General features: G+C 63.3%; 23 protein-coding genes and 1 tRNA gene. 14 read left to right on the plus strand and 10 right to left on the minus strand.

The features are described from left to right. Nucleotides 1-86: 86 nt before the first annotated feature. On the minus strand, nucleotides 87-791 hold the full coding sequence (sfsA, locus tag Q1V51_RS01080) for a DNA/RNA nuclease SfsA (protein WP_300551859.1): 705 nt from the start codon (nucleotides 789-791) through the stop codon (nucleotides 87-89). A 64-nt stretch (nucleotides 792-855) separates the two neighbouring features. Here sfsA and Q1V51_RS01085 point away from each other — a divergent pair, with 64 nt between their 5' ends. After that, a complete protein-coding gene (locus Q1V51_RS01085) occupies nucleotides 856-1,638 on the plus strand; it encodes a molybdopterin-binding protein (RefSeq protein WP_300551861.1) in 783 nt (260 codons plus the stop codon). Nucleotides 1,639-1,907: 269 nt separating this feature from the next. Then, nucleotides 1,908-3,452: a von Willebrand factor type A domain-containing protein gene (locus Q1V51_RS01090; protein WP_300551863.1), complete on the plus strand. Its 1,545-nt coding sequence runs from the start codon at nucleotides 1,908-1,910 to the stop codon at nucleotides 3,450-3,452. A gap of 66 nt (nucleotides 3,453-3,518) precedes the next feature. Here Q1V51_RS01090 and Q1V51_RS01095 read toward each other — a convergent pair whose 3' ends face one another. Beyond that, nucleotides 3,519-4,142 (minus strand): putative 2OG-Fe(II) oxygenase, encoded by a 624-nt coding sequence (locus Q1V51_RS01095; RefSeq protein WP_300551865.1) that lies wholly within the window; start codon nucleotides 4,140-4,142, stop codon nucleotides 3,519-3,521. A 191-nt stretch (nucleotides 4,143-4,333) separates the two neighbouring features. Here Q1V51_RS01095 and Q1V51_RS01100 point away from each other — a divergent pair. From Q1V51_RS01100 to Q1V51_RS01125, 6 genes are all read left to right on the plus strand, one after another. Continuing rightward, nucleotides 4,334-4,420: transfer RNA gene (locus Q1V51_RS01100), tRNA-Leu, on the plus strand. A gap of 207 nt (nucleotides 4,421-4,627) precedes the next feature. Next, nucleotides 4,628-7,450: a bifunctional [glutamine synthetase] adenylyltransferase/[glutamine synthetase]-adenylyl-L-tyrosine phosphorylase gene (locus Q1V51_RS01105; RefSeq protein ID WP_300551866.1), complete on the plus strand. Its 2,823-nt coding sequence runs from the start codon at nucleotides 4,628-4,630 to the stop codon at nucleotides 7,448-7,450. 71 nt (nucleotides 7,451-7,521) lie between these two features. Then, the gene (locus tag Q1V51_RS01110; RefSeq protein ID WP_300551867.1) at nucleotides 7,522-8,058 is read left to right on the plus strand and encodes an EF-hand domain-containing protein; all 537 of its coding nucleotides are present in this window, start codon (nucleotides 7,522-7,524) and stop codon (nucleotides 8,056-8,058) included. 43 nt (nucleotides 8,059-8,101) lie between these two features. Then, complete coding sequence (locus Q1V51_RS01115) at nucleotides 8,102-8,740, plus strand: RNA polymerase sigma factor (protein WP_300551868.1); 639 nt, start codon at nucleotides 8,102-8,104, stop codon at nucleotides 8,738-8,740. Next, a complete protein-coding gene (locus tag Q1V51_RS01120; protein WP_300551870.1) occupies nucleotides 8,737-9,141 on the plus strand; it encodes a hypothetical protein in 405 nt (134 codons plus the stop codon). The genes Q1V51_RS01115 and Q1V51_RS01120 overlap by 4 nt, the downstream gene beginning before the upstream one ends. Further along, the gene (locus tag Q1V51_RS01125) at nucleotides 9,138-9,662 is read left to right on the plus strand and encodes a periplasmic heavy metal sensor (RefSeq protein ID WP_300551872.1); all 525 of its coding nucleotides are present in this window, start codon (nucleotides 9,138-9,140) and stop codon (nucleotides 9,660-9,662) included. The genes Q1V51_RS01120 and Q1V51_RS01125 overlap by 4 nt, the downstream gene beginning before the upstream one ends. Here Q1V51_RS01125 and Q1V51_RS01130 read toward each other — a convergent pair. The 5 genes from Q1V51_RS01130 to Q1V51_RS01150 form a co-directional block, all read right to left on the minus strand. Beyond that, complete coding sequence (locus Q1V51_RS01130; RefSeq protein WP_300551873.1) at nucleotides 9,659-12,190, minus strand: ATP-binding protein; 2,532 nt, start codon at nucleotides 12,188-12,190, stop codon at nucleotides 9,659-9,661. The genes Q1V51_RS01125 and Q1V51_RS01130 overlap by 4 nt on opposite strands. Nucleotides 12,191-12,356: 166 nt before the next feature. Beyond that, entirely contained in the window at nucleotides 12,357-12,923 is a 567-nt protein-coding gene (locus Q1V51_RS01135; protein WP_300551875.1) for a response regulator, read from the minus strand. Between the two features lie 18 nt (nucleotides 12,924-12,941). Further along, nucleotides 12,942-14,507, minus strand: a complete 1,566-nt coding sequence (locus Q1V51_RS01140) for an EAL domain-containing protein (RefSeq protein ID WP_300551876.1) — start codon at nucleotides 14,505-14,507, stop codon at nucleotides 12,942-12,944. A gap of 80 nt (nucleotides 14,508-14,587) precedes the next feature. Further along, on the minus strand, nucleotides 14,588-15,139 hold the full coding sequence (locus Q1V51_RS01145; protein WP_300551877.1) for a hypothetical protein: 552 nt from the start codon (nucleotides 15,137-15,139) through the stop codon (nucleotides 14,588-14,590). 77 nt (nucleotides 15,140-15,216) lie between these two features. Beyond that, a complete protein-coding gene (locus Q1V51_RS01150; RefSeq protein WP_300551878.1) occupies nucleotides 15,217-15,894 on the minus strand; it encodes a hypothetical protein in 678 nt (225 codons plus the stop codon). Between the two features lie 123 nt (nucleotides 15,895-16,017). Here Q1V51_RS01150 and dusA point away from each other — a divergent pair, with 123 nt between their 5' ends. Beyond that, nucleotides 16,018-17,022, plus strand: a complete 1,005-nt coding sequence (dusA, locus tag Q1V51_RS01155) for a tRNA dihydrouridine(20/20a) synthase DusA (protein WP_300551879.1) — start codon at nucleotides 16,018-16,020, stop codon at nucleotides 17,020-17,022. Beyond that, on the plus strand, nucleotides 17,022-17,837 hold the full coding sequence (locus Q1V51_RS01160; protein WP_300551881.1) for a sulfite exporter TauE/SafE family protein: 816 nt from the start codon (nucleotides 17,022-17,024) through the stop codon (nucleotides 17,835-17,837). The genes dusA and Q1V51_RS01160 overlap by 1 nt, the downstream gene beginning before the upstream one ends. Here Q1V51_RS01160 and Q1V51_RS01165 read toward each other — a convergent pair. Continuing rightward, nucleotides 17,834-18,577 (minus strand): TIGR02281 family clan AA aspartic protease, encoded by a 744-nt coding sequence (locus Q1V51_RS01165; RefSeq protein WP_300551882.1) that lies wholly within the window; start codon nucleotides 18,575-18,577, stop codon nucleotides 17,834-17,836. The genes Q1V51_RS01160 and Q1V51_RS01165 overlap by 4 nt on opposite strands. 11 nt (nucleotides 18,578-18,588) lie before the next feature. Beyond that, on the minus strand, nucleotides 18,589-18,786 hold the full coding sequence (locus Q1V51_RS01170; protein ID WP_300551884.1) for a DUF1289 domain-containing protein: 198 nt from the start codon (nucleotides 18,784-18,786) through the stop codon (nucleotides 18,589-18,591). Nucleotides 18,787-18,884: 98 nt separating this feature from the next. Here Q1V51_RS01170 and Q1V51_RS01175 point away from each other — a divergent pair, with 98 nt between their 5' ends. Continuing rightward, on the plus strand, nucleotides 18,885-20,171 hold the full coding sequence (locus tag Q1V51_RS01175) for a nucleoside transporter C-terminal domain-containing protein (RefSeq protein WP_300551885.1): 1,287 nt from the start codon (nucleotides 18,885-18,887) through the stop codon (nucleotides 20,169-20,171). Here Q1V51_RS01175 and Q1V51_RS13420 read toward each other — a convergent pair. Beyond that, nucleotides 20,168-20,890, minus strand: coding sequence for a DapH/DapD/GlmU-related protein (locus Q1V51_RS13420; RefSeq protein WP_366522681.1), 723 nt, complete (start codon nucleotides 20,888-20,890; stop codon nucleotides 20,168-20,170). The two genes, Q1V51_RS01175 and Q1V51_RS13420, sit on opposite strands and share 4 nt — an antisense overlap. 78 nt (nucleotides 20,891-20,968) lie before the next feature. On the opposite strand from Q1V51_RS13420, the gene Q1V51_RS01185 reads away from it, so the two are divergent. Genes Q1V51_RS01185 through Q1V51_RS01195 form a run of 3 tightly spaced genes read left to right on the plus strand, consistent with a single transcriptional unit; the run spans nucleotide 20,969 to nucleotide 22,245 of the window. Then, nucleotides 20,969-21,412, plus strand: a complete 444-nt coding sequence (locus tag Q1V51_RS01185) for a PaaI family thioesterase (RefSeq protein ID WP_300551887.1) — start codon at nucleotides 20,969-20,971, stop codon at nucleotides 21,410-21,412. Nucleotides 21,413-21,416: 4 nt separating this feature from the next. Next, a complete protein-coding gene (locus tag Q1V51_RS01190; RefSeq protein WP_300551889.1) occupies nucleotides 21,417-21,662 on the plus strand; it encodes a DUF3253 domain-containing protein in 246 nt (81 codons plus the stop codon). Beyond that, a complete protein-coding gene (locus Q1V51_RS01195; RefSeq protein WP_300551891.1) occupies nucleotides 21,649-22,245 on the plus strand; it encodes a uracil-DNA glycosylase family protein in 597 nt (198 codons plus the stop codon). The genes Q1V51_RS01190 and Q1V51_RS01195 overlap by 14 nt, the downstream gene beginning before the upstream one ends. Nucleotides 22,246-22,515: the final 270 nt, after the last annotated feature.

Genomic DNA, 22,515 nt, shown 5'->3' on the forward strand with positions numbered 1-22,515 from the left:
CGAGGTGCCAAAAAACCCGCGCGACTATAGGGATTTGTAACGGCTGGACAACGCAGTGCGGTGTTAAATTTCAGAGAGAAACGCGCTCAGCCGGTTTCCACGCGCATCTTGTGAACCAGCGTGATCGCCTCCTGCGTCACATCGCAACCATAGGCGAGCACGTCCACGCCGCGGCGTGCCGCATCGCGCAAGGCCTCGGCATAGGTGGGATCGATATCCTCCGCCGGGCGCAGGACTTGGCAGTCGGACCGCTGCACCACGAAGAGCTGCACAGCGCGCTCCCCGGCCTCGGCCTTCAGCGCCAGCTCGCCCAGATGCTTGGCGCCGCGCGAGGTGACCCCATCGGGAAACTCCGCCACCCCCGGTGCGCGCATCCAGTGCACATTCTTCACCTCGACCCAGCAAGGCGGACGAACGTCGTCTTCCAGTAAGAGGTCGATGCGGGAGTTCTCGCCGTATTTCACTTCACGGCGCAGGCCGGCATAGCCGCTCAGCTCGGCGATCTTGTCGGCGGCCACGGCTTCCTCGGCAATCTCGTTGGCGCGGGCGGGCAGGGCGCCGATCAGCGTGTTGTCGGCCTCGACCAGCTCCCAGGAATATTTCAGCTTGCGCTTGGGATTGTCCGACTTGGACAACCAGACGCGAAGGCCTTGCTCCTTGATCCCGGTCATCGCCCCGGTATTGGCACAATGCGCGGTCACCACCTCGCCGCCGGGCAGCTCCACATCGGCGAAGAAGCGCTTATAGCGTTTGACCAGGCGGCCTTCGATCAGGGGGGCGGTGAATTTCATGGTTGGGCCTTTTGCGTTTCCGCCTCATATAACCGGTGAAGCGATTTTGGCGAGGCGTAGCATCATGAGTGAGGCAAAGCGGGTCACGGCAGCAGTTCTGCTGATCGGGGACGAGGTCCTCTCCGGCCGCACGGCGGACAAGAACCTGCAGCAGATCGCGCAATTCCTCGCCCCGATCGGCATCAATGTCATCGAGTGCCGCACCGTGCCGGACGAGCAGGACGTCATTGTCGACGCCGTCAACACGCTGCGCGCCAGGGCGGATTATGTCTTCACCACCGGCGGGATCGGCCCGACGCATGACGACATCACCGCCGATGCCATCGCCGCCGCATTCGGCCTGCAAATCGATGTCCGCGCCGATGCGCTGGAGATTATCGAGGAATGGTATCGCAAGTCCGGCACCCCGCTGACGGACAGCCGCAAGCGCATGGCGCGTATCCCGGATGGCGCCTCGCTGATCGACAATCCCGTCACCGGTGCGCCGGGCTTCCAGACCGGCAATGTCTTCACATTGGCCGGGGTGCCCAAGATCGCCCGCGGCATGCTCGAGGATATCGCCCACCGGCTTGAGGGCGGTGCGGTGACGCTTTCGCGCTCGGTGAAAGGCGAGAACCTGCGCGAGGGCGATATCGCTGCCCGGCTCGGTGAGCTGCAGGAGCAATTCCCGCAGGTCTCGATCGGTTCCTATCCCTATTTCCTGGAAATCCAGGACGGCAAGATCCGCCGCGGTACCCACCTGGTCGCGCGTTCGACCGATCAGGCGGCGCTGGACCAGGTGATCGACACCATTGCCGGATATGTCGCCGAGCTCGGCCTTGTGCCGCAGATTGACCCGGACAAATAGCGCGTCCGCGGCCGAACTCTCACAGGCTTGATGAATATTCCGCCGCGAGATGGTCTTGATCTGGCCTCTTGATCGTCTGGTTGTGGCATAGTCTTCTGCCCGGGACAAGGGCCCTGAGGGGCGGGAGATCATTGATGAAAGCCAAGCTTTTCGCGTTCGCGTCTGTTTTGATGTTGTCGGCTTGTATGGCCACAACGCCACCACCGCCATCTCCGCCGCCCCCTGCGCCTCCGCCGCCACCGCCCCCGCCGGCTTATGGGCAGTCGGAAATGATTGCAGTGACAGGGGCCCGAATTATTCGTCGAGATTTTGTCGCTACGGGTCCGGTTGTGGTGGTTACGGACCATTCTGATGAAAACATGTTCAACCAGGACCGCGACCGCTTCGAAGACGTTGACCCCAATCCGGTCGTCGCCGTCGCGGACGAGCCGGTCTCTACCTTCTCCATCGATGTCGATACCGCGTCCTACTCGGTTGTCCGCCGCCGCCTGGAAGACGGGCAATTACCGCCATCTGATGCAGTGCGGATCGAGGAGATGGTGAATTATTTCGATTATGAATACGCCCTGCCCGAGGGCACGGATGCGCCCTTTGCCACCCATGTCGAGGTTATGCCGACACCGTGGAATGCGGACACCCAGCTCCTGCATATCGGCATCCAGGGCTATGATGTTGTGCCGGAGGAGCGCCCGCGGGCCAATCTGGTATTCCTGATCGATGTCTCCGGCTCGATGGGGGCGCCGGACAAGCTGCCCCTGGCTGTCGATGCCATGCACATGCTGGTCGACGAGCTCGACCCGGACGACACGGTCTCGATCGTGGTTTATGCCGGCGCCGCCGGGGCCGTGCTGGAGCCGACCGAGGCACGCCATGCCCGCCGCATTCACAACGCGCTTGATCGCCTCTCCGCCGGGGGCTCCACCGCCGGGGGCGCTGGCCTGGCACTGGCCTATGACCTGGCCGAGCGCAATTTCGACCCCGAAGCGGTCAATCGCGTCATGCTTTTGACCGATGGCGATTTCAATGTCGGCCAGACACGCGATGAGAGCCTGGAAGACTTCATCACCCGCAAGCGCGAGAGCGGCATTTATCTGTCGATCATGGGCTTTGGCCGCGGCAATTATAACGACCTGCTGACGCAGACCCTGGCCCAGGCCGGCAATGGCACGGCCGGTTATATCGACAGCCGCCGTGAAGCGCGCCGCATGCTGGTCGAGGAAAGCGCGTCGTCACTCTTCCCGATCGCCAATGACGTGAAAATCCAGATCGAATTCAATCCGGCCCGGGTCTCCGAATACCGGCTGATCGGCTATGAAACGCGACTGCTGGACAATGCCGATTTCAACAATGACCGGGTCGATGCCGGCGAGATCGGTTCCGGCCATTCCGTGACGGCGATCTACGAGATCGCCGCACCGGGGTCCGATGGCCTCTTGCTGGAACCCTCGCGCTATCAGCCGCAGCCCGACCTGCCTGCCGATCTCGGCAATGAGTTCGCGCATCTTCGCCTGCGCTACAAGCGACCCGGCGAAGAGGACAGTCAGCTGATCGAGCGCCCCGTGACCACGGCCGATGCGGTGGAGACGTTCGAGGAGGCGGGTGATGAGGCCCGTTTCTCGGTCCATGTCGCCGGGTTCGCCCAGCTCTTGCGCGATGATCCCTATCTGCGCGATGCCGCCTATGACTGGTCGGCCATCCGCGATGGCGCGTCCGGCCTGGTCGGGGAGGATGAGCTGGGCTTCCGTGAGGAATTCCTCGGCCTAGTTGATCGTGCCCGCTATCTCGATGAAAGCGCGGGTCAGAAGACGCCCTAGGCCAATGACAAAAGAAAACGGGCGCGGAAAGCCATCCGCGCCCGTCTTTCATTCTGTCTCGGCCGCCTAGGCCAGCGTCAGTTCCGAGACATCGCGGAAATTGCCGATCTTGCCCTTGATGAAAGTGTTGAAGGCGATCGAATAGCGCGGCTGGTTGGTCACATTCGTTTCGACGAAATGCTGCAGGCCGGATGAGAACAGCACCACATCATTCACTTTCGGCTTCACCACATTGACCGGCGTGTTGAACAGGTTGTGGCGTTCACGCTCCGGGTTCAGCTCCAGCTGGCGATAGGTGCGGTGTTTGTCGAATACCATGCCCGCCACCGGCTCGGCCATCTCGGTGTAGTAAAGCGAACCCGAGACGATGGAATTGGAGTGCGAGTGGCCGTGCATGCCGACATTGGGCGGATTGATCAGCGACCAGGACTGGGTGACGTAGAGTTTCTGGGAAATCCCCATCACTTCCTTGGCGTAAAGATCGAGCGCGTCCTGAACGGCACCCGCGATCTTCTTCAGCGCCGGCTCCTCGAAAATATAGAGATTTTCCGAAATGTAGTTGGTCTTGTTGTTGATCATTTTCAGGTTTTTGATGAATTCAACCTGATCCGGCGTGATCGCATGACCGATATCCGCCCGGAAAAGCGGCTCTGCGAAAAGCGGCTGTACGCCATAATCCTTGATTGCCATGTGCAGCGCTCCCCCGTCCTTACTTGGCATGTTACATATCCGTAATAAGGACCCTGACGCAGGCCGCGCGAAGGTTCAAGATCGGGGGCTGATATTCATCCCTGGCGCGAAAGCCCGTCTGCCCCGTTCAACCTGCCGAGCACGCTGGAACAAGGCCTGAACCCGTGTAGGATCACGCCCGTCTACCCGGCGCGGGCGTGGCGGAATTGGTAGACGCAGCAGACTTAAAATCTGCCGGCCGCAAGGTCATGCCGGTTCAAGTCCGGCCGCCCGCACCATCCTTCCCCCGGGACTTGATCCGGGGTTCGGGTGGCAGGCCACCCGCAGCGCGCACCCTGGGGCGAAGGAGGGCCTCAGCGCCATCCCCCGCTTAGCCTCGTGGCCTCCGGATTTGACCTCTTTCCTCATCTCCCGGATCGGTTCAGCTTGGCGCCATGTCATCTGACCGTCCGCTTTTGAGAGATCTCGCACCCCTCCCGGGCCCAGTGCCGGGGGAGGCAGGGCTGTTTTTTGCAGAGTGGGATGAGGCGCATCTTGCGGCCCTGGCGCCCGCGCGCGGTTTCCTGGAAAGCGTGTTTGCGCATGCGCCCTATCTCGGCCGGTTGGCACAGCGCCGGCGCGGGACGCTGCTGGCATTGACTGGAAAGGCTGTCAGCCATGTTGTCGACAGCGCCATCAACGCCGCCTTCGAGGCCGCACAGACCGCTCCGGACATCGCCGCTTTCGACATCGCCTTGCGCCGCGCCAAGGCGGATATGCATCTCGCGGTGGGGCTGGGTGATCTCGCCGGAGCCCTGCCATTGAGCCAGGTCACCGGCGCGGTAACCCGCTTTGCCGATGCCGCCGTCAGCGCCGCGCTTTATGCGCATGTCCGTTTCAATGCCGCGCTGGGGCGCTGTGCTGAGCCGGTCTCGCTCGACAATCCGCTGCCCGGCCTTTTCGTGCTGGCGCTGGGCAAGATGGGCGGTAGGGAGTTGAATTATTCCTCCGACATCGATCTCGTCGTTCTGTTCGACGCCGAGAGGATCGCCCTACCGGACGGTCAGGAGATGCGCAAACGCCTGCCGCGCCTGATCCAGGCCATGGCCAAATCGCTGCAGGAGGTGACGGCAGAGGGCTATGTCTTCCGCACCGATCTGCGCCTGCGGCCCGATCCGGGCGCGACGCCGGTGGCGCTGTCGACCGATGCGGCCTTTCACTATTACGAGACGCTGGGCATGACCTGGGAACGCGCCGCCTGGATCAAGGCGCGCCCCTGTGCCGGCGATGTGGAGGCGGGCCAGCGCTATATCGAGGCGATGCAGCCCTTTATCTGGCGCCGGGCGCTGGATTATGCCGCCATCGACGATATCCGCTCGCTTGCGCGACAGATCCAGACTGTCGGGCGGCGCGCCGAGATCCGTCCGGCCGGGCATGATCTGAAACTGGGCCAGGGCGGTATCCGCGAGATCGAGTTTTTCGTCCAGGTGCCGCAACTCGTCATGGGCGGGCGCAACAGGGAGGTCCGCACCCCGGCAACCCGCGATGCGCTCGCGGCTTTGACCACGGCCGGCGCGGTGGAAGCGCCGATCGCCCAGGCTCTGGTGCAGGATTATATCCGCCTGCGCCAATGGGAGCATCGCATCCAGATGCGCCAGGACGAGGCGAGCCAGGCCGTGCCCGCGGATGAGGCGGCCCGCGCCAGCCTGGCCGCATTGGCCGGGTTTGAAACGCGGGCGGAATTCGAGGCCGAGATCGAGGCGGTCCTGACCCGTGTGCACGGGCATTTCTCCGACCAGTTCGAACAGGACAGGCCGCTGGCATCGCAGGCCGGCTCACTGGTCCTCACCGGGGTCGAGCCGACACCGGATACTCTGACGACGCTCGCCCGCCTCGGCTTTGCCGAACCGGACCGGATCTGGTTCCGGCTCAATGGCTGGGCCGCCGGAAAGATCCGCGCCCTGCGCACTGACCGGGCGCGGCGCCTGTTTGCGCAATGGGCTCCGCAGCTGGTCGACACGCTGGCCGAAACCGGTGAACCCGACGCCGCCTTTGCCCGTTTCTCGGCCTTCTTCGAGGGCCTGCCCATGGGCGTGCAGCCGCTCTCGCTGTTGATGAATGAGCCGGGCCTGGCGGCGGACCTGATCGGCATCTTGCTCCTGGCGCCGCGCATGGCCAGCGATCTTGCCCGCCGTCCGGAGCTCATCGATGCCATGCTGGATCAGCGTTTTGCGATCCCGGTTGACAGCGATCCGACCGGCGCCTTCCGCCAGCGTCTGCTCAAGGCGAGCCCGGACGGGATGGTCTTCGAGGATGTGCTCAACCAGGTGCGCCGCACGGTGCGCGAAGAGCGTTTGCGGGTCGGGACACAGATCCTGCGCGGCACGATTGAGGCCAGTGCCGCCGGTGCGGCGTTTTCCGATATGGCGGATGCGTCCATAGAGCGCCTCGCGGCGGCCTGTCTGGCCGAGGCTGAGCGTCGTTATGGTGAGGCCCCGAGTAAATGGGCGGTGATCGGGCTGGGCAAGCTGGGCGGGCGCGAGCTGTCCGCTGACAGCGATCTCGATATCATGGTCGTACATGAAGCACCGGTAGAGGCCCAGACCTGGTTCACCCGCTTCACCCAGCGCCTGGTGTCCGCCCTGTCGGTGCCGACCGAGGAGGGCGAGCTCTACCAGGTCGATATGCAATTGCGTCCCTCCGGAAAGGCGGGGCCCGTGGCGGTGCAATTCAGCCGGTTTGAAAGCTATTATGGCGGTGAGGCTTGGACCTGGGAGCGCATGGCCCTGACCCGCTCGCGCCTGATCACCGGCGATCCGGGATTGTCAGAGCGGATCGGCTCGGCCATCGAGACCGTTCTGCGCCAGGCCGGTGAGGCTACGACGATCATCGCCGATGCGCGCGACATGCGGACCCGGCTGGAAGAGGCCAAGCCGGCCCGCTCGCCCTGGGATCTTAAGGCCCGTATAGGCGGTATCCAGGATATCGAGTTCATCGCCCAGACCCTGCAACTCGTGCATGCTGACCGGCTCGGGGCCGCCGAGGCCTCGACGTCTGCCGCGCTGGCGCGCCTGGCCGAAGCGGAGATCATCGAGCCTGACGATGCGCGCGCCCTGGCCGACAGCCTGACGCTTTATCTTTCCCTGTCCCAGCTCTTGCGCGTCGCGCATGGCTCCGGTTTTGACCCGGACCGGGCCAGCAAGGGTGCGATCGGTGCGTTGTGCCAGTCCTGTTCCAGTCCGGATCTTGACTCGCTCAAGGCCGATCTCGACGCTCGGGCCGAGCGGGTGAGAGCGCTGTTCGAGCGCTATATTCATCTAGCTGAATAAAAAGCGACGGATTTCTGCTGGAGGCGCGTTTGAGGAGTAAGCGAGGCCCACAGGATAAGGAAATCCTTTCGATGAAACGCTCCCAACTTCTCGTGCTCTTGTGCACGTCCACCCTGGCCTTCACCGGCGCAACGGCCGAGGCCCAGCGCGGCGGCGACCGTGATCGCGGCAATGGCGGCGAACGCGTCATGATGATGCTGCGCGCGTCTGACGCCAATGGCGACAACACCATCACCCTTGAAGAGATCGAGGGGCTGCAGGCGGAGATGTTCGCCTGGATGGATCGCAATGGTGATGGTTACCTCGACATTGACGACCAGAACCCGATGCGCCAGCGCCTGATGGCCCAGCGCCAGGCGGAGCTCAGTGATGAAGAAGCCCGCGGTCCGCGCGGTGGCCGGGGCGGTCGCGGCCGGCACGGTCCGGGCGGTGAACATCGCCGGGCTGACAGCAATGGCGATGGCCGGGTTTCCCAGGCCGAATTCATGTCGGTCGAGCACCCGCTGTTTGAACGCCTGGACAGCAATAACGACGGGGCGATCACCCCTGACGAGCTGGACGCTGCTGTCGAACGGCGTCAATCTCGCCGCATGTGGTGGCGTGACTAGTTCGGCCGGCACTCTGGATGGACGCGCTAGCTCAGGAGTTTTGATGGCCGATACGGGCCTCAACGGTTTTCGCGTCCGTTCGCGCGGCGGCGATCAGAGCGATGAAGCCCTGCTGGGCCGCATTGCTCAGGGTGATCGCGATGCCGCACGCCTCCTGATGCAGCGTTGTCTGCCGCGTATCTGCGGGATTGCCCAGCGCATGCTGGGGGATCCGGCGGAGGCCGAGGACGTGGCCCAGGAGACCTTCATCCGCGTCTGGAAAGCGGCCGGCCGGTTTGAAAGCGGTCGCGCCCAGGTCACCACCTGGGTCAGCCGCATCGCCATCAACCTCTGCTATGACCGGCTGCGCAAGCGGCGCGAGGTGCTGATGGATGAAATGCCCGAGCGCGCCGACGAGACGCCGGACCAGGAAGCCCGCCTGACCCGCCGGGAAAGTGGCAATCGCGTTGTCGATGCGGTCAATCAATTGCCCGAACGCCAGCGCATGGCGATGGAGCTCGTCCATTTCCAGGAGATGAGCAATATCGCCGCTGCGGAAATCATGTCGGTCAGTGTCGAGGCGCTGGAAAGCCTGCTCGCCCGCGGCCGCCGTAAACTCAAGGCACTGTTGATGGATCAGGCAGGCGATCTGATATCAAGCTACCATAGCGTGGCGGTTACGCAGGAAGGAGTGGAGCCATGAACCGGGAACGCATGCAAGACATTCTCGAAGCCTATGGCGCCGATCCGGCGCGCTGGCCTGAGGCCGAGCGCGATGCGGCGCAGGACTTCTTGCTCGATCATCCCGAAATCCTCGCTGAGGCTCATGCACTGGAAGCCGAGCTCGATGCCCTCTTGGAGATGCCCGACCCGCAGCCGAGCGAGCTGTTGCAGCACCGGATCCTGAAAAGCCTGCCGCAGCCGGGTCTGGTCTGGGGTTGGCGCGCGCCGGTCGCTGCAGCGGCGGCCTTGGTCATCGGTGTGTTTGCCGGCTTTGCCGGTGGCTATGTCGCGCCTCAAGGCAGCGACGCCGAAGCGATTTATGCCGAAGCCTTCAGCGGCTTTGACGAGGACTGGACCGATTGGCTGGGAGAGGAGATTTGAACTCACCCACCCCCTGGATCATCGCCTTGATCGTATCCGTGCTGGTCAATGGTGCGCTCATCGGCTTTGTGGCTCAGCGCCAGCTGGCGCCCGCCGCACCGGCAGCGGTCGAACGCCCGGACGGTTCAGGGCGCGAGACCGGGCTGCGCGGCTTCAATGTGCGCCGTTTCATCGCCGCTCTGCCGCCGGAATACCGGCGCAATGCGCGCCAGCGCATGCGCCAGGAGGCACCCCGTTCACGCGAGCTGATGCGGGAAGCCTATAGGGCACGCCGGGAAGCAGAAGTGGCGATGATGGCTGAACCCTTTGATCCGGACGCCGCGCAGCTGGCCCTGCAACGCATGCGTACCAGCCGCCATGCTGTCGAGGCCCATATCGAGGGCGTGCTTATCGCGGTGGTGGCGGATCTTGATGCGGATACCCGGGCGCGGGTTTTGCGCGAAGCGCGCGGTCGCGGGTTCCGGCCAGACGGTGAACGTCCGGGACCGCGCCGCCGACCGCCGTCCCCGGATGGCGGCTAGCCCGTCTGGCTTGAGGCTGCGGTTGCCGCTGCCGGCTCGCCATCGACAAATTCCAGCGCGTCATCGCCGAAATCGCTTTCGACCTGTCGTGCCAGGGCCTCGGCGTCGATCTCCTGATCCTGGGTCAGGGGCAGTACGAAGCTGACGGTGGTGCCCTCGCCAAGGGTCGATTCGATCGTCATCGTACCGCCATGCAGTTCGATCAGTGATTTCGACAGGGCCAAGCCGAGACCGGAGCCCTGATAGCTCTTGGAATGCTGGCTCTCAATCTGCTCGAACGGACGGCCCAGTCGCGGCAGGTCGTCCTTGGAGATGCCGATACCGGTGTCTGAGACCTGGAAGACCACCCCATTCCCAGACAGGAAACCACGTACCGTGACGCGGCCGCCTTCCGGGGTGAATTTCACCGCATTGGACGCCAGGTTGATGACGACCTGCTTGAACGCGCGGGGATCGACCTCGACCTCGGGCAGTTCGGACACATCGGCCCGCAATTGCAGATTCTTTTCGTCGGCCCGGCCGCGCACAATGCGCAGGCAATGCTCCACCAGCTCGCCGGCATCAGTCGGCTCGGTCTGGAGCTGCATCTTGCCAGCCTCGATCTTGGACATGTCGAGAATGTCGTTGATCAATTCCAGCAGGTGCTGGCCGGATGAGAGAATATCGTTGGTATAGCCGACATAGCGCTCATCGCCCAAGGGACCGAACATCTCGCGCAGCATGATCTCGGAGAAGCCGTTGATGGCGTTCAGCGGGGTGCGCAGCTCGTGCGACATGTTGGCGAGGAATTCGCTCTTGGAGCGGTTGGCTTCCTCGGCGCGGATCTTCTCTTCTTCGTATTTGCGGGCCAGATCGGCGATACGGGCCTGGCTTTCGCGCAAGTCTTCGACGGTCCTGCGCAGCTGGGCATCATTCTCGGTCAGCGCGGCTTCATGGCGTTTGAGGTCGGTAATGTCCGCCCCGAAACTGACCAGGCCGCCATCGGCAGTGGCGCGCTCGGAATAGTGCAGCCAACGACCGTCGGCGAGCTCGATATCATAGGCTTCCGACGTGTCCTGTTCGCCATGCACAGCCTTGATCGCGCGGGCTGCGGTCTGTTCAACCGCGCTGTAGGACAGTCCCGGCTTGAGCTGGCCGTCGGAGAAATCGAAATAGTCACGGAACTTGCGGTTCCACAGCACCAGACGGCGCTTGCTGTCCCACAGGACAAAGCTTTCCGACATCGATTCCAGCGCCGCCCGCAGCCGCGATTCCGCCGCTGCCACGCGGGCTTGGGCGCCCTTGCGTTCGGTCACATCGATGGCGACGCCGATAATGCGCGCGGCACCATCCATACCGTCGCTGAGGATGCGGCCGCGCATTTGCAGCCAGACCGGAGCGACCGACGCGATGACCTCCAGATCAACCTCGCCGCCGGTCGGAGCAGTACGCATGGCGGCGCGGAGCTTGTCCCGGTCGCTGCGGCTGAACAGGCGCAGGAATTCCGTGCCCGAACACTCGATCGCACCGTCCAGGCCGAGCATGCGCGCCAGGCTGTCGGTGACGAAGACGGTGTCCGCATCGGGATTCCAGTCCCAGACGCCACAGCGCGCGCCTTCAATGGCGTAACGGAAACGCTGCTCATTAACGGCCAGCTGCACCCGGGTGGAGCGCAGGCGGCGCATCTGCAGGAAGATCAGGCCGACAAGCCCGAGCGCAACAATAATCGGCGCCACGAACATCAGGCTGTAGAAGGAAATCGTCCGGATCCAGGCGCTCTGATTGATCTCCACAGCGCCCAGGGCATAAACCCGCAAGGCCGTGTTCGAGACCGGAGCAACCGCGAAGGTGACCGGGTCCTCGCCAAAGCGGGCCTCCGATGTCGCGCCGCCGCCATCAGCGAGGGAGGCGACGATCTCACGGGTCAGCCCGAAACGCTCGGCCAATGGGGTGCCGGCGCGTACGCCGGTCATGACGGGTTGCAGGGCCAGCATGCGGCCATCTTCATCGGCCAGCGCTACGACGCGGTCGCTGCCCCAGTCGGGTAGGGCGAGCTGGGCCGGTACGCGAACCGCGATGGCGCCGACAGTGCCGTCTTCAAGCGGTACCGGTACAGCGAGAACGACAAAGGCCTCGCTATTGTCGCTGATGGTCGCCACCATGCCGGACTCAACCGCCAGAGCATCGCCGGCCGCCGACCGCAGAGCGCTGTCGCCGGGTTGGCTCATGAAGGTGCGTCCGTCGGGCAGCATGATGATGCCGCTATCGATCAAAGGAGACTGGACCAGCGTGTCGAGGCGCGTCTCGGCCAGTGGGCTCAGGCCCTGGACCGGTGCGGCCGCCAGATCGGTCCCGGCGAAATTCAGCGCGTAGCGGACCTCGCCCAGCCTCGCTGACACACGCTCGGCCAGGTAGCCGGCGGCATTGGCCTGGGACCGTTCCGCTTCCGTCATCAGGGCGCCGCGTTCTTGCTGGATCTTGAGAGCAAAAATGCCGCCATAAGCGAGCGTGAAAAGAAGGATCGCGAAGACAATCCAGCCCGCGCCCATTCCACGGGCCGTTTTCCCCTCGGCCGCAGGCGCGCGCACCGTCGACGGACGGGGCTTCGCACCGCGCTGCCTTGCAGCCGGCCTATCGGAAACAGATTGACTCATAGTCATAAACTAAAGTGCGTCGCGCGCCAATGTCGATCACGCGTCGCGGTCTATCCACGGTTTAAGCCGCGTTGCCCTGCGGGGAGAGGTCAATACCGTCTCCGCCATCGTCATCCGCGGCCGGCGCAACAGACTTCAGACCCTTGCGGCGTTCCGGTCCCTTATAGGTCGAATCCTCAGGGTCCTGACGGCGCCGGTCCGGTCCGAAATAGGACTTGTTGCGGATAAAGGGACGCGGTTCGTTGATCACTGCGGCGATCTTGGCAAACATTTCCTTTGCCGTGATCGGCTTGCAGCAAAACTCGGTAACCCCGGCATCGCGTGCGGCTTCCACTCGTGATTTCTCCGAGTAGGCGCTCAGCATGACGATCGGGATCAGCGGATTGGGGCTGTCATCTGCGGTGCGGACCAGGCGCACGAAATCGAGACCGTCCAGGATCTCCATCTGATAATCGGTGATGATGATATCGACGCTGTCGGAGCGCACCATGTCGAAGGCGTCGGCGGGGTCGCGCGATTCGAGAATCTGCTTGATGCCAAACCCGTGCAGGATCGTACGCAAGATGGTGAGCATATAGCCGTTGTCGTCGACAATCAGCACTTTGACGCGGCTCATATCTGCGGCCATGGCGGTTCGCCTCTCCGGTTACGCGGCCCGATTCGCCTTGTGATTCGGGTCTGCCAGAGTTTTTAGCGGGAGAGGCTTACCGAAATAGTAACCTTGGCCGAAGTCGACATTCATGGCCTTCAGACGTTTGACCGCCTTCTCGTCCTCGATCATTTCGGCAACGGTTTTGCAGCCGAGAGAATGACAAAGATCTACCATGCCTTTGAGGATCAGGTCGTCGCGCTCCGACCGGCCCAGTGCGCGGATGTATGACCCGTCGATCTTGATAATATCGGCGGGAAAATCCCGAAGATAGTGGAAACCGGCCTGTCCGACTCCGAAGTCGTCCAAGTACACCTTGTGCCCTCGCTCCCGGATCTTCTGGATAACAGTGTTGGCGGCTTTGACATTCTTGATTTGAGCGGTCTCGGTGATCTCAAAGCTCAGTCGGGATCTGTCGATTTTGATATCTGCCAGCAGTTTGAGAAATTTCTTGGCCCAGATGGTGTTGGTCAGAGATTTGCCAGACAGGTTCACTGCAAGCGCCGGCCGGTCATAGTCGTCGCGCAGGAAGCTCGCGGCGATTTCGGTCATGGCAAAATCGATCTCGTGGATAATCCCCGTACTCTCCGCAAAACCGACGCTCTCGCTCACTGGGCGCCCACCCGGCAGGCGTAGCAAAAGCTCGTAATGGCTGACCTCGCCGCTCGTGATATCGACGACGGGTTGGGCAAAGGGTTCGATGACGCGCCCGGCGATCGTCGTCCGCAATTCGAGCATACGCTGCTTGGTGGCCTCCATCATCGTGGTCGCCACTTCCTTCAGGCTCTTGATATCAAGAGCTCTGTTTGTTTCCGCTGCCTCGTTGACCGCATGAATGAAAGCCTGAACGGCGACTTCCGGTTCAAGATCCGGCGCATCGGGGACGGTATCGATCGTGGCCACCGCATTGGTGAAGCCATTGTCGGCGAGAATGCCCTTCACCTCTGCGAGCAGACCGTTCAAGTCGGCCTTGGCGTCGTGGATGAGCGCTGTGCGGTTCCCGTCGACTTGGCGCGCGACTCCGTACTCACCGGTGGTCAATGCGCATGCCGCCGCCAGAGCGTCACGCATTGAGCGAGCCGCGGCTTCACCGATCATGCGCGTCGCATCGTCGATGCCATCAATGCGAAGGACCGACATGTTCAGTTCAGTGCCGGCATCCCGCGCGGCGGAGATGGCGGCTGCAGCTGAGCGGTTGAATACCTCCGGCTCAACCTCTTCGGGCGCGGACAGTGCCGTGAAGTTGATCGTCCATCGGATGTTATCGGAGTCCTTGAGCTGCCAGCCGGACAGCATGGCCTCACGACCGCCGATACAGATCCGCACCGGACCAGCGCGCCGGCCCGGGCGGATGGAGCGCAATATCGCCTTGAAGATAGGCCGAGAAGTTCGATCGAAGCGATCGGGCAAGGTCACCGAGGTCTCGTCGATCGACGGTTCGCCGAGTGCCGCACTGGCGCCAGCCGCGAAGGTTGTTATTCCCTCGCGGTCGGTCTCGACCAGAACATCTGCCGCAGCAAATGCGAAGGACAGAAAGCGATTGCGTTGTTCTATCAGCGACATTCCAAAGGCCCGAGCGGTTCGCTTGAGTCTTCAGTCTTGCATCGAAAACGTTATGGCGGCCTTAAGCGAATGGAATTCTGTTACGCCGCTTTGGCGCTTGGAGCCGTGGCCGCAGATCTAGGCTTGGTGTTGACCGCCTGGAGGATGTCACGGGCCTGGCGGACAAGCTCGGCCCAGTCGGCGGGAAGATCGGTTTCTTCTTCGGTCAGCTCGACCAGTTTCTCAGCCATGTGCAGGAGCCGAGGGGATTGGACGACGAGGCGGGCCTGGGCTTCGATGCGCCCCGGGTCGCGGTCGTACTCGGCTGCCGGGACACGCCATCCGCCCCAGTCCATACTGTCTGTGACAATGACCGGGAAGGTGCCGGGATAGGGGTGGCGCGCGCATTCTTCATCGCTCTGCCACTTGTTCTTGGCCCGGAGCAGGCGCCAGTGACCGGTTTCGACGATCTCGGTGTGTTCGGCGGAAAGCTCGTCGGCGGTGAAATCGCGTCCCAGACCGCAGTCATAAAACACCCGGACCGGTTCTTCGACATCCTTGACCCATTGCGGTTTCACATGTTCGACCAAGGCCCAGGTGCCGACCGGCTGGACGAAAACGCGCTGATGCTTGTGAAAGATCGCTTTGGCCATGATGCCCTCCCATTGGACAGACATCAGACCAGAACCATCTTGAAATCCGCTAAACGAACTCTCTTGGATTTGAAATATCAGCCGATCTGCGCGCGCACGCGGGCGATCTGGGCGTTGACATCGGCCACCGGGGTCGGGGTTGAAGCGGCCAGGGGGCCGGACTCCGGCCACATCGCTTGAAGCGCTTCCAGCTCTGCCGCGAGCGGCTCATTCTCCGCCCGCCGGGCCAGCCGCAAGGCAACCTGGGTGAAGCCGAAAGCGTCCTGGTATTCCCCAGGGTCCGTGATCACGCCGTCGGTGACCCCGATCGCGTATTCCTCTTCCAGCACATCCATCAGATAGCTGATGATTTCCATCGGGTCGCCGCCGGCCTGGTTCTGCATCCGGGCCAGATTGGCCTGGGCGCCGTTGAGCAGGCGTTCAACCTCGTTTGCCGGGCGCCCCGCTGCAAGCGCCGTTGAGACGGCCTCGAAAATAGCCGGGTCGAAGCCGAGTTCGTCCAGACCGGCGCGCTCTGCGGCATGGGTTTCCGATACCGGGTGAAGGAGGTGAGGGGCAGCCTCTTCCGGTGCCCCGGCCCGGTAAAGTGCCAGTCCGGCCATGACATGGCCGGACATGAAGGCGACGCGCTTTTCCCGGGGCAGGGTTTCCATGTCGGAATGGGCCGCTGCGGCTTCGGTCTGCTCGGCCGGTGGCGGCGCGGCATTGCAAGCCGTCAGGGCCGCCACAGCGCCTGCAAGCAAGAGATGTTTCATGAAATGCCCCCAGATTTGTGTTGGCTGAAGTGAACACCAGCGACGCGGACATCGCAATATCCGGGCAGGCGATCGCAGCGAACGACCGTGCCCGCAGGGAAAAAGCGTGATAACCGGGGCCTCATGACAACGACCTCCGCACCCTTGTCGCGCAAGCTCAGCGTGGCGCCGATGATGGACTGGACCGACCGGCATTGCCGGGCGTTCCATCGTGTCCTGACGCGCCAGACCTTGCTCTATACCGAGATGGCGGTGGACAAGGCGGTGATCCATGGCGATCGCAAACACCTGATCGGGTTCGAGCCGGAGGAACAGCCGGTGGCGCTGCAGCTGGGCGGGTCCGACCCGGCCGAGCTCGCCGAGGCGGCCCGGATCGGTGAAGCGTTTGGCTATGCCGAGATCAATCTCAATGTCGGCTGCCCCTCGGACCGGGTCCAGTCGGGGCGTTTCGGTGCCTGTTTGATGCGCGAGCCGGGCCTGGTCGCTGATTGCGTCAAGGCGATGCTCGACAAGGTCAGCGTACCGGTAACGGTGAAATCACGTATCGGCGTCGATGACCAGGACCCTGAAACCGCTCTGTTCGAGTTTGTCGAGCGGGTCGCCGCGGCGGGCATTGCCAGCTTCACCGTTCACGCCCGCAAGGCCTGGCTGAAGGGCTTGTCGCCAAAGGAAAACCGCACCGTTCCGCCGCTCGATTACGCCCTGGTGCGCCGCCTCAAGGCCGAGCGACCGGAGCTGGAAATCATCCTCAATGGCGGGCTCGAGGATATTACCCACGCCCAGTCCGAGCTCGGCGATCTGGACGGGTTCATGCTCGGCCGGGCAGCCTATCACACGCCCTGGGTTCTGGCACAGGCCGACAGTCTCGTATTCGGCGCTGAGGCCGATCCGGTGGCGGGCCGGTTCGAGGCGCTGGATGCCTATCGGCCATATCTGGAACGCCGCATCGAGGAGGGCGTACCGTTGCACGCCATGAGCCGGCACATGCTGGGCCTGTTCCATGGCCAGCCCGGCGGCCGGCACTGGCGCCGCATCCTGTCGGAAAAGGGCGGCCGCCATGGCGCTCCGCTCGAAGTGCTCGATGAAGCCCGCGCGGCAGTTGCGCAACAGATGGACGAGGCGGCCTAGTGGAAGAATTTGGTGTTCTGATTATCGCCCTGGCGCTGACCGGCGCTCTGGCCGGTCTGGTCGCGGGCCTGTTCGGTATCGGCGGCGGCATCGTCATGGTGCCGGCGATGTATTACGTCTTCCAGACGCTGGGTTATGACGGTGACCGCACCATGCATGTCGCGGTCGGGACCTCGCTGGCGGTCATCGTGGCGACCTCGCTGCGCTCGGTGTCGGCCCATGCCAAGAAAGGCGCGGTCGACTTCGACGTTCTCAAGGCCTGGGCGCCCTTCATCGTTATCGGAACGCTGATCGGCACCGTCGTGGCGGATTACATTCCCAGCCGCGGACTGACCGGGCTCTTCGGCGGTATGGCGCTTCTACTGTCCCTGCAATTTTTCTTCGGCCGGCCCAATTGGCGGCTGGCCGACGAGATGCCGGGCGGACTGCCGCGTATTGCCCTGGGGCATACAATCGGCGGTCTGTCGGCGCTGATGGGGATTGGCGGCGGGGTCATGGGTGTCACTCTGATGACGCTGTGCGGCAAGACCATCCACCGCGCCGTCGCGACCTCCGCCGGGTTCGGTGTGGCCATCGGCGCGCCGGGTGCGATTGGCTATATCCTCAATGGCTGGGGATCGGATGCCGTGCCGATGTCGCTGGGGTACGTCAATCTGCCCGGCTTCGCCTTGCTCGCCGGTTGCGCCTTCTTCGTGGCGCCGTTGGGCGCGCACCTGGCGCATTCCCTGCCGGAAAAGAACCTCAAACGCCTGTTTGCCGTCGGCCTGGCGATCGTCGGCGTCATGCTGTTGCGCGAGGCCGTCATCGGCGCCTAGCGGCGCAGGATCAGCTGGTCGCCTCGAATTTCCACCGAGCGGAATTCTTCTAGGATCTCCATCCCGAGCAGGGACCGTCCGCCGGATTGCATGATCAGGGCCGGGACGTTGGAGAAACTGTTATTGGGCAGGTTGAATTCCCGGATGGTGATCGGAGCGGCCTGGGCGCGGCCATTGGCGGTGGAGACATTCACCCGGTAGTCGAGCCGGTCCATGTTCACACCGATGCGGCGGGCGTCGTCCTGGGTGATCGCCACCCCGGTCGCCCCCGTATCGACCAGGAAGACCACATCCACGCCATTGATCCGGGCGTCGATATAGTAATGGCCGTCCGCCTGGCGCTGCAGGATGATGGCATTGCCGGCCTCAACGCTGGCGAAAGCGCTGCTCGGGGTCATGCCGCGCTGCGGGCTATGGGTGAATTCAGGCGGGGCTTCCACCCAGAGCCGTTCAGTTTCCCAGGCCGTGTAATCCCGATCGAGCAATGCGACGGCGAAGAAGGAAAGCGCCACGCTGCCCCAGCTGAGAACGTGGCGGTATTTGGCGTCACGTCCGGCCAGCGCGCCGCCCGTCAGGGCGATCGCCAGAAGCACCAGGATCAGCGCGGCATAGGCCATGCCGGTTACCGGGGCGACGCCTTGCCAGATCGGCCAGGCCAGAATGCGTACGGCCAGAAAAACGACGGCCGCGATCAGGGCCGGTATGGCGGCCAGAATGAAAAGACGTTTGAGCGGGTTCACAACCGGACGGCCTAGCTTGCGGCGGTCCGGGACGCGAGATAGGCCTCGCGCCGGGCTTCGAGCTGACCCATGATCGTGTCGCGCTCCGCATCGCTATACTTGGTCCAGCGCCCCAGCTCTTCCATCTTGCGGAAACAGCCGACACAGAGCTGCGCCGTCGGATCGACGAAGCAGACTTTCACGCACGGTGTCTTGATGCCTTGGCTCATGGGCTCACATTTGGGCCTTCGCGTCATTGAAGCAAGTCCTTGCCGCCGCACCTGCCCGCGGAATAAGGTGCGCAACCGAAATTCCTGGGGGGACTGGCATGGAAGATGTGTCGCTGCAGATGCGCAGCTTTATTGGCCTGTTTGCCCTGGCGGCGATCGCCTGGCTGCTGGGCCCGCGCAAGCGCATCCCGGTGCTGCTGGTTGTCGGTGCCATCGGGCTGCAATTGGGGCTCGCCTGGGCGCTCTACAGCTTCGCCCCCTTCCGCGCCTTCCTGCAATCCCTGACCGGTGTCGTCGCGGTGTTGCAGCAGGTGACCGACCAGGGCGCGCAATTCGTCTTCGGCTACCTCTCCGGCAGTGAAGCGCCCTGGATCCCAAACCCGAACGCAGATCCCGGCGCCGCTTACCTGTTCGCCTTCCGGGCGCTGCCGATGGTGATCGTGCTGTCGGCTCTGTCCGCTTTGCTCTGGCGCTGGCGTATCCTTGAGGTGCTGGTGCGGGCCTTTGCGCTGGCGTTCCGGCGATTGCTGAACCTCTCGGGCGCTGCCAGCCTTGGCGCGGCGGCCAATATCTTTCTCGGCATGACCGAAAGCCCGGTTCTCATTCGGCCGCGTCTGCCGGATATGAGCCGCTCCGATCTTTTCCTGATCATGACCGTCGGCTTCTCCACCGTCGCCGGCTCGGTGATGGCGCTTTATGTCGGCCTTCTGGGCGATGTCATTGAGGGCGCTGCCGGCCACATCTTCACCGCCTCGCTGATCTCGGTCCCAGCCGCGGTACTGCTGGCGCGCCTGATGATGCCGCCGGAAGCAGAAAGCGAAGAGCCGGCCACCAAGGAAAAGATCCCGCAGACCATCTATCATTCCTCGATGGACGCACTGACCACCGGCGTGTCGGACGGGATGCGGCTCTATTTCAACATCATTTTCATGCTGCTGGTGTTCACCGCCCTGGTGGCGCTGGTGAATGTGCTCCTGGCATTGGCGCCGGAATTTGCCGGCGCGCCGCTGTCCGTCGAACGCATCCTCGGCTGGCTCTTCGGGCCGGTGGTCTGGCTGGCGGGTATTCCCTGGAGCGAAGCCTTCCAGGCCGGTTCCCTGATGGGGCTGAAGACTGCGCTCAACGAGGTCTTTGCCTACATCGCCCTGGCTGAGGCCGGCGACGCGCTGTCACCGCGAACGGCCCTGATCATGACCTATGCCCTGTGCGGTTTCGCCAATTTCTCCTCGATCGGCATTCTGACCGGCGGGCTAGTGGCGATAGCCCCGTCACGTCGTGAGGACATCCTCAAACTCGCCCCGCGCGCCCTGATTTCAGGCACGCTGGCGACGCTGATGACCGGCGCAGCGATCGGTGCGCTGCCGATGGACATGTTCGGGCTTTAATCCCCGCGCTTGGGAAATAGTTTGGAGCGCACCCATCCCCAGGTCGAATTGCCGGCCATGGTGTTGCGATAGGCGTTCTCGAAAAAGCGGTCGGTATCCGGCCCGGCGCCGAGCAGATCGGCGCGGGTCCGCATCGGGGCGTCCGGATCGAGGCGCTTGATCACCTTGGCCGGATTGCCCGCTACCACGGCATAGGGCTCGACATCCTTGGTGACGGTGGAGCGGGCGCCGACGACGGCGTGGTCACCAATGGTCACGCCCTTGCCGATGAACGCGCCATCGCCGATCCAGACGTTATTGCCCAGTTTGACGGGCTTGCAGGGCGGGTTGGGATCAACACGGTCATAGAGGGAATGCCAGTCGCAATCGGTAATCGTAGCCTCGCGGGCAATGAGACAATTATCGCCGATCTCGATCTGTCCGGCCGCGAGGATACGCGTGCCCCCGGCCATAAAGACGAAATCACCGATCTCGATGCGGCCGGCCTGGTCCTGGGGTGACCAGACGGTGAAACGGATCGGATCTGCGGCGCTGGCGATCAGGTGGATATGATCCCCGGCGCGGATATTCGGTCCGAAAACCTCGACATGCCAGGGGCGCACGATTTTCGGCTTCTGGCCCAGGGCATCGAAATGGGGCTCGAGGAAATGCGCGGTCCAGGCATTCTCGAAATTCTCCCAGAGCCGGTGCATCCAGTAAGGGCGATGATCGCGCCGCATGTCAGGTCCCCGATTGTGTTTCCTTCTCCAGCTCCCGATGATGCTCGTGGATTCGACGGGTCGAGCGAGGATGAGCGTGTGAGCGAAACAGTGGTGATGAGTGCGAGCGAGGTTAGCGATTTCCTCGACGAGGTCTTCCCGCAAATACACCAGAACGGCCGCGTCTACACAGTTGAGACCATCGAGTCCTCGACGGCCCGGGTGCGGTACAAGGCGGGGGAAGACAGTCTGCGTCCCGGCGGCACGGTCTCAGGTCCGGCGATCATGGCACTGGCCGATTTCGCCGCCTATGTGGTGATACTCGGCCATGTTGGGCGCCAGGCGCTGGCGGTGACGACCAACATCAATATCAATTATCTGCGCAAGGCCGGTCCGGGCGACCTGATCTGCCAGGCGCGCTTGCTCAAGCTTGGCAAGCGGCTTGCCGTGGTTGACTGCTTGATCACGACGGATCAGGACGAGGACGCAGTGATCGCGCAAGCCAGCGCGACCTATTCCCTGCCGGAAGCGAGAAAGGCCTGAGACCATGACCGACGATCCTATCGAAGCAGCCATTCTCGAACTCGTGGCGGCGGCGCCAGTAGGGCGTTCCATTTCTCCGGCCGATGTTGCCAAGGCGGTTGACCCGGATAATCACCACAAACGCTTTGGCCATGTCCGTCAGGCCGCCCTGCGCTTGGCCAAGGCCGGGCGGATCCAGATCCTGCGCAAGGGCAAGCCGGTTGAAGACCTCGATGCCCTCAAGGGCGTCTATCGCCTTGGTCGCGCCTGATCTCAACCCGCTGCTGGGTGAGATCCGCGCCTGCCGGGTCTGTGCGCCCGCCATGCCACATCAGCCGCGCCCGGTCATTCAGGCCTGCGCAGGCGCGCGCATCTTGATTGTCGGCCAGGCGCCGGGCACCCGGGTCCACGCCTCCGGTCGGCCCTTCACCGACCCATCCGGTGATCGCTTGCGGGACTGGATGGGGGTGGATGAGACGGTGTTCTACGATTCCAGCCGGATCGCGATTGCGCCGATGGGCTTCTGCTTTCCGGGCCTCGATGCCAAGGGCGGTGACCTGCCGCCGCGCAAGGAATGTGCGCCGCTCTGGCAGGACCGCGTCCGGGCGGCTCTGCCGGAAATCCGGCTGACATTACTTGTCGGACAATACGCTCAGCGCTTCCATCTGCGTTCGCAAATGCAAAAAACACTCACCGAAACGGTTCGGGAGAGTGAGCGCTATCAACCGGATTTTCTGCCGCTTCCCCACCCTTCGTGGCGGAATAATGCATGGCTGAAGAAAAACCCGTGGTTTGAGGAAAGAATCCTCCCTTTGCTGCGCCGCCGCATTCAGGACTTGTTATCCCCCGCTTGATCACAAGCGGTGTCTGGCGCTTGCGGCAAGCGGCGTGAGGGGTTATCCCACGCCCGATTTTACAGCGCTCTAGCTGGCCTCGCACAGAAAGGTTTTGCGCGTCATGAGTGTTTTCGAACACCCGTCCTACGACAACCACGAAAAAATCCTGTTTGCGACCGATGAGAAGACCGGCCTCAAGGCCATCATCGGCGTGCACTCCACCGCAACCGGCCCCGGCGCCGGCGGCTGCCGCATGTGGTCCTATCCCAGCTCGGCCGAAGCGCTGGA

This window comes from Maricaulis sp. (assembly GCF_030149235.1).
Classification (GTDB): domain Bacteria; phylum Pseudomonadota; class Alphaproteobacteria; order Caulobacterales; family Maricaulaceae; genus Maricaulis.

Bases quoted from the DNA above. Each gene is read 5' to 3' on its own strand.
- Q1V51_RS01150 (WP_300551878.1), bottom strand. From the start codon at position 15,894: ATGAAACATCTCTTGCTTGCAGGCGCTGTGGCGGCCCTGACGGCTTGC.
- Q1V51_RS01175 (WP_300551885.1), top strand. From the start codon at position 18,885: ATGGAAGATGTGTCGCTGCAGATGCGCAGCTTTATTGGCCTGTTTGCC.
- Q1V51_RS01095 (WP_300551865.1), bottom strand. From the start codon at position 4,142: ATGGCAATCAAGGATTATGGCGTACAGCCGCTTTTCGCAGAGCCGCTT.
- Q1V51_RS01110 (WP_300551867.1), top strand. From the start codon at position 7,522: ATGAAACGCTCCCAACTTCTCGTGCTCTTGTGCACGTCCACCCTGGCC.
- Q1V51_RS01145 (WP_300551877.1), bottom strand. From the start codon at position 15,139: ATGGCCAAAGCGATCTTTCACAAGCATCAGCGCGTTTTCGTCCAGCCG.
- Q1V51_RS01085 (WP_300551861.1), top strand. From the start codon at position 856: ATGAGTGAGGCAAAGCGGGTCACGGCAGCAGTTCTGCTGATCGGGGAC.
- Q1V51_RS01090 (WP_300551863.1), top strand. From the start codon at position 1,908: ATGATTGCAGTGACAGGGGCCCGAATTATTCGTCGAGATTTTGTCGCT.
- Q1V51_RS01115 (WP_300551868.1), top strand. From the start codon at position 8,102: ATGGCCGATACGGGCCTCAACGGTTTTCGCGTCCGTTCGCGCGGCGGC.
- Q1V51_RS01170 (WP_300551884.1), bottom strand. From the start codon at position 18,786: ATGAGCCAAGGCATCAAGACACCGTGCGTGAAAGTCTGCTTCGTCGAT.
- Q1V51_RS01140 (WP_300551876.1), bottom strand. From the start codon at position 14,507: ATGTCGCTGATAGAACAACGCAATCGCTTTCTGTCCTTCGCATTTGCT.
- Q1V51_RS01130 (WP_300551873.1), bottom strand. From the start codon at position 12,190: ATGGGCGCGGGCTGGATTGTCTTCGCGATCCTTCTTTTCACGCTCGCT.
- Q1V51_RS13420 (WP_366522681.1), bottom strand. From the start codon at position 20,890: ATGCGGCGCGATCATCGCCCTTACTGGATGCACCGGCTCTGGGAGAAT.
- sfsA (WP_300551859.1), bottom strand. From the start codon at position 791: ATGAAATTCACCGCCCCCCTGATCGAAGGCCGCCTGGTCAAACGCTAT.
- Q1V51_RS01135 (WP_300551875.1), bottom strand. From the start codon at position 12,923: ATGGCCGCAGATATGAGCCGCGTCAAAGTGCTGATTGTCGACGACAAC.
- dusA (WP_300551879.1), top strand. From the start codon at position 16,018: ATGACAACGACCTCCGCACCCTTGTCGCGCAAGCTCAGCGTGGCGCCG.
- Q1V51_RS01120 (WP_300551870.1), top strand. From the start codon at position 8,737: ATGAACCGGGAACGCATGCAAGACATTCTCGAAGCCTATGGCGCCGAT.
- Q1V51_RS01190 (WP_300551889.1), top strand. From the start codon at position 21,417: ATGACCGACGATCCTATCGAAGCAGCCATTCTCGAACTCGTGGCGGCG.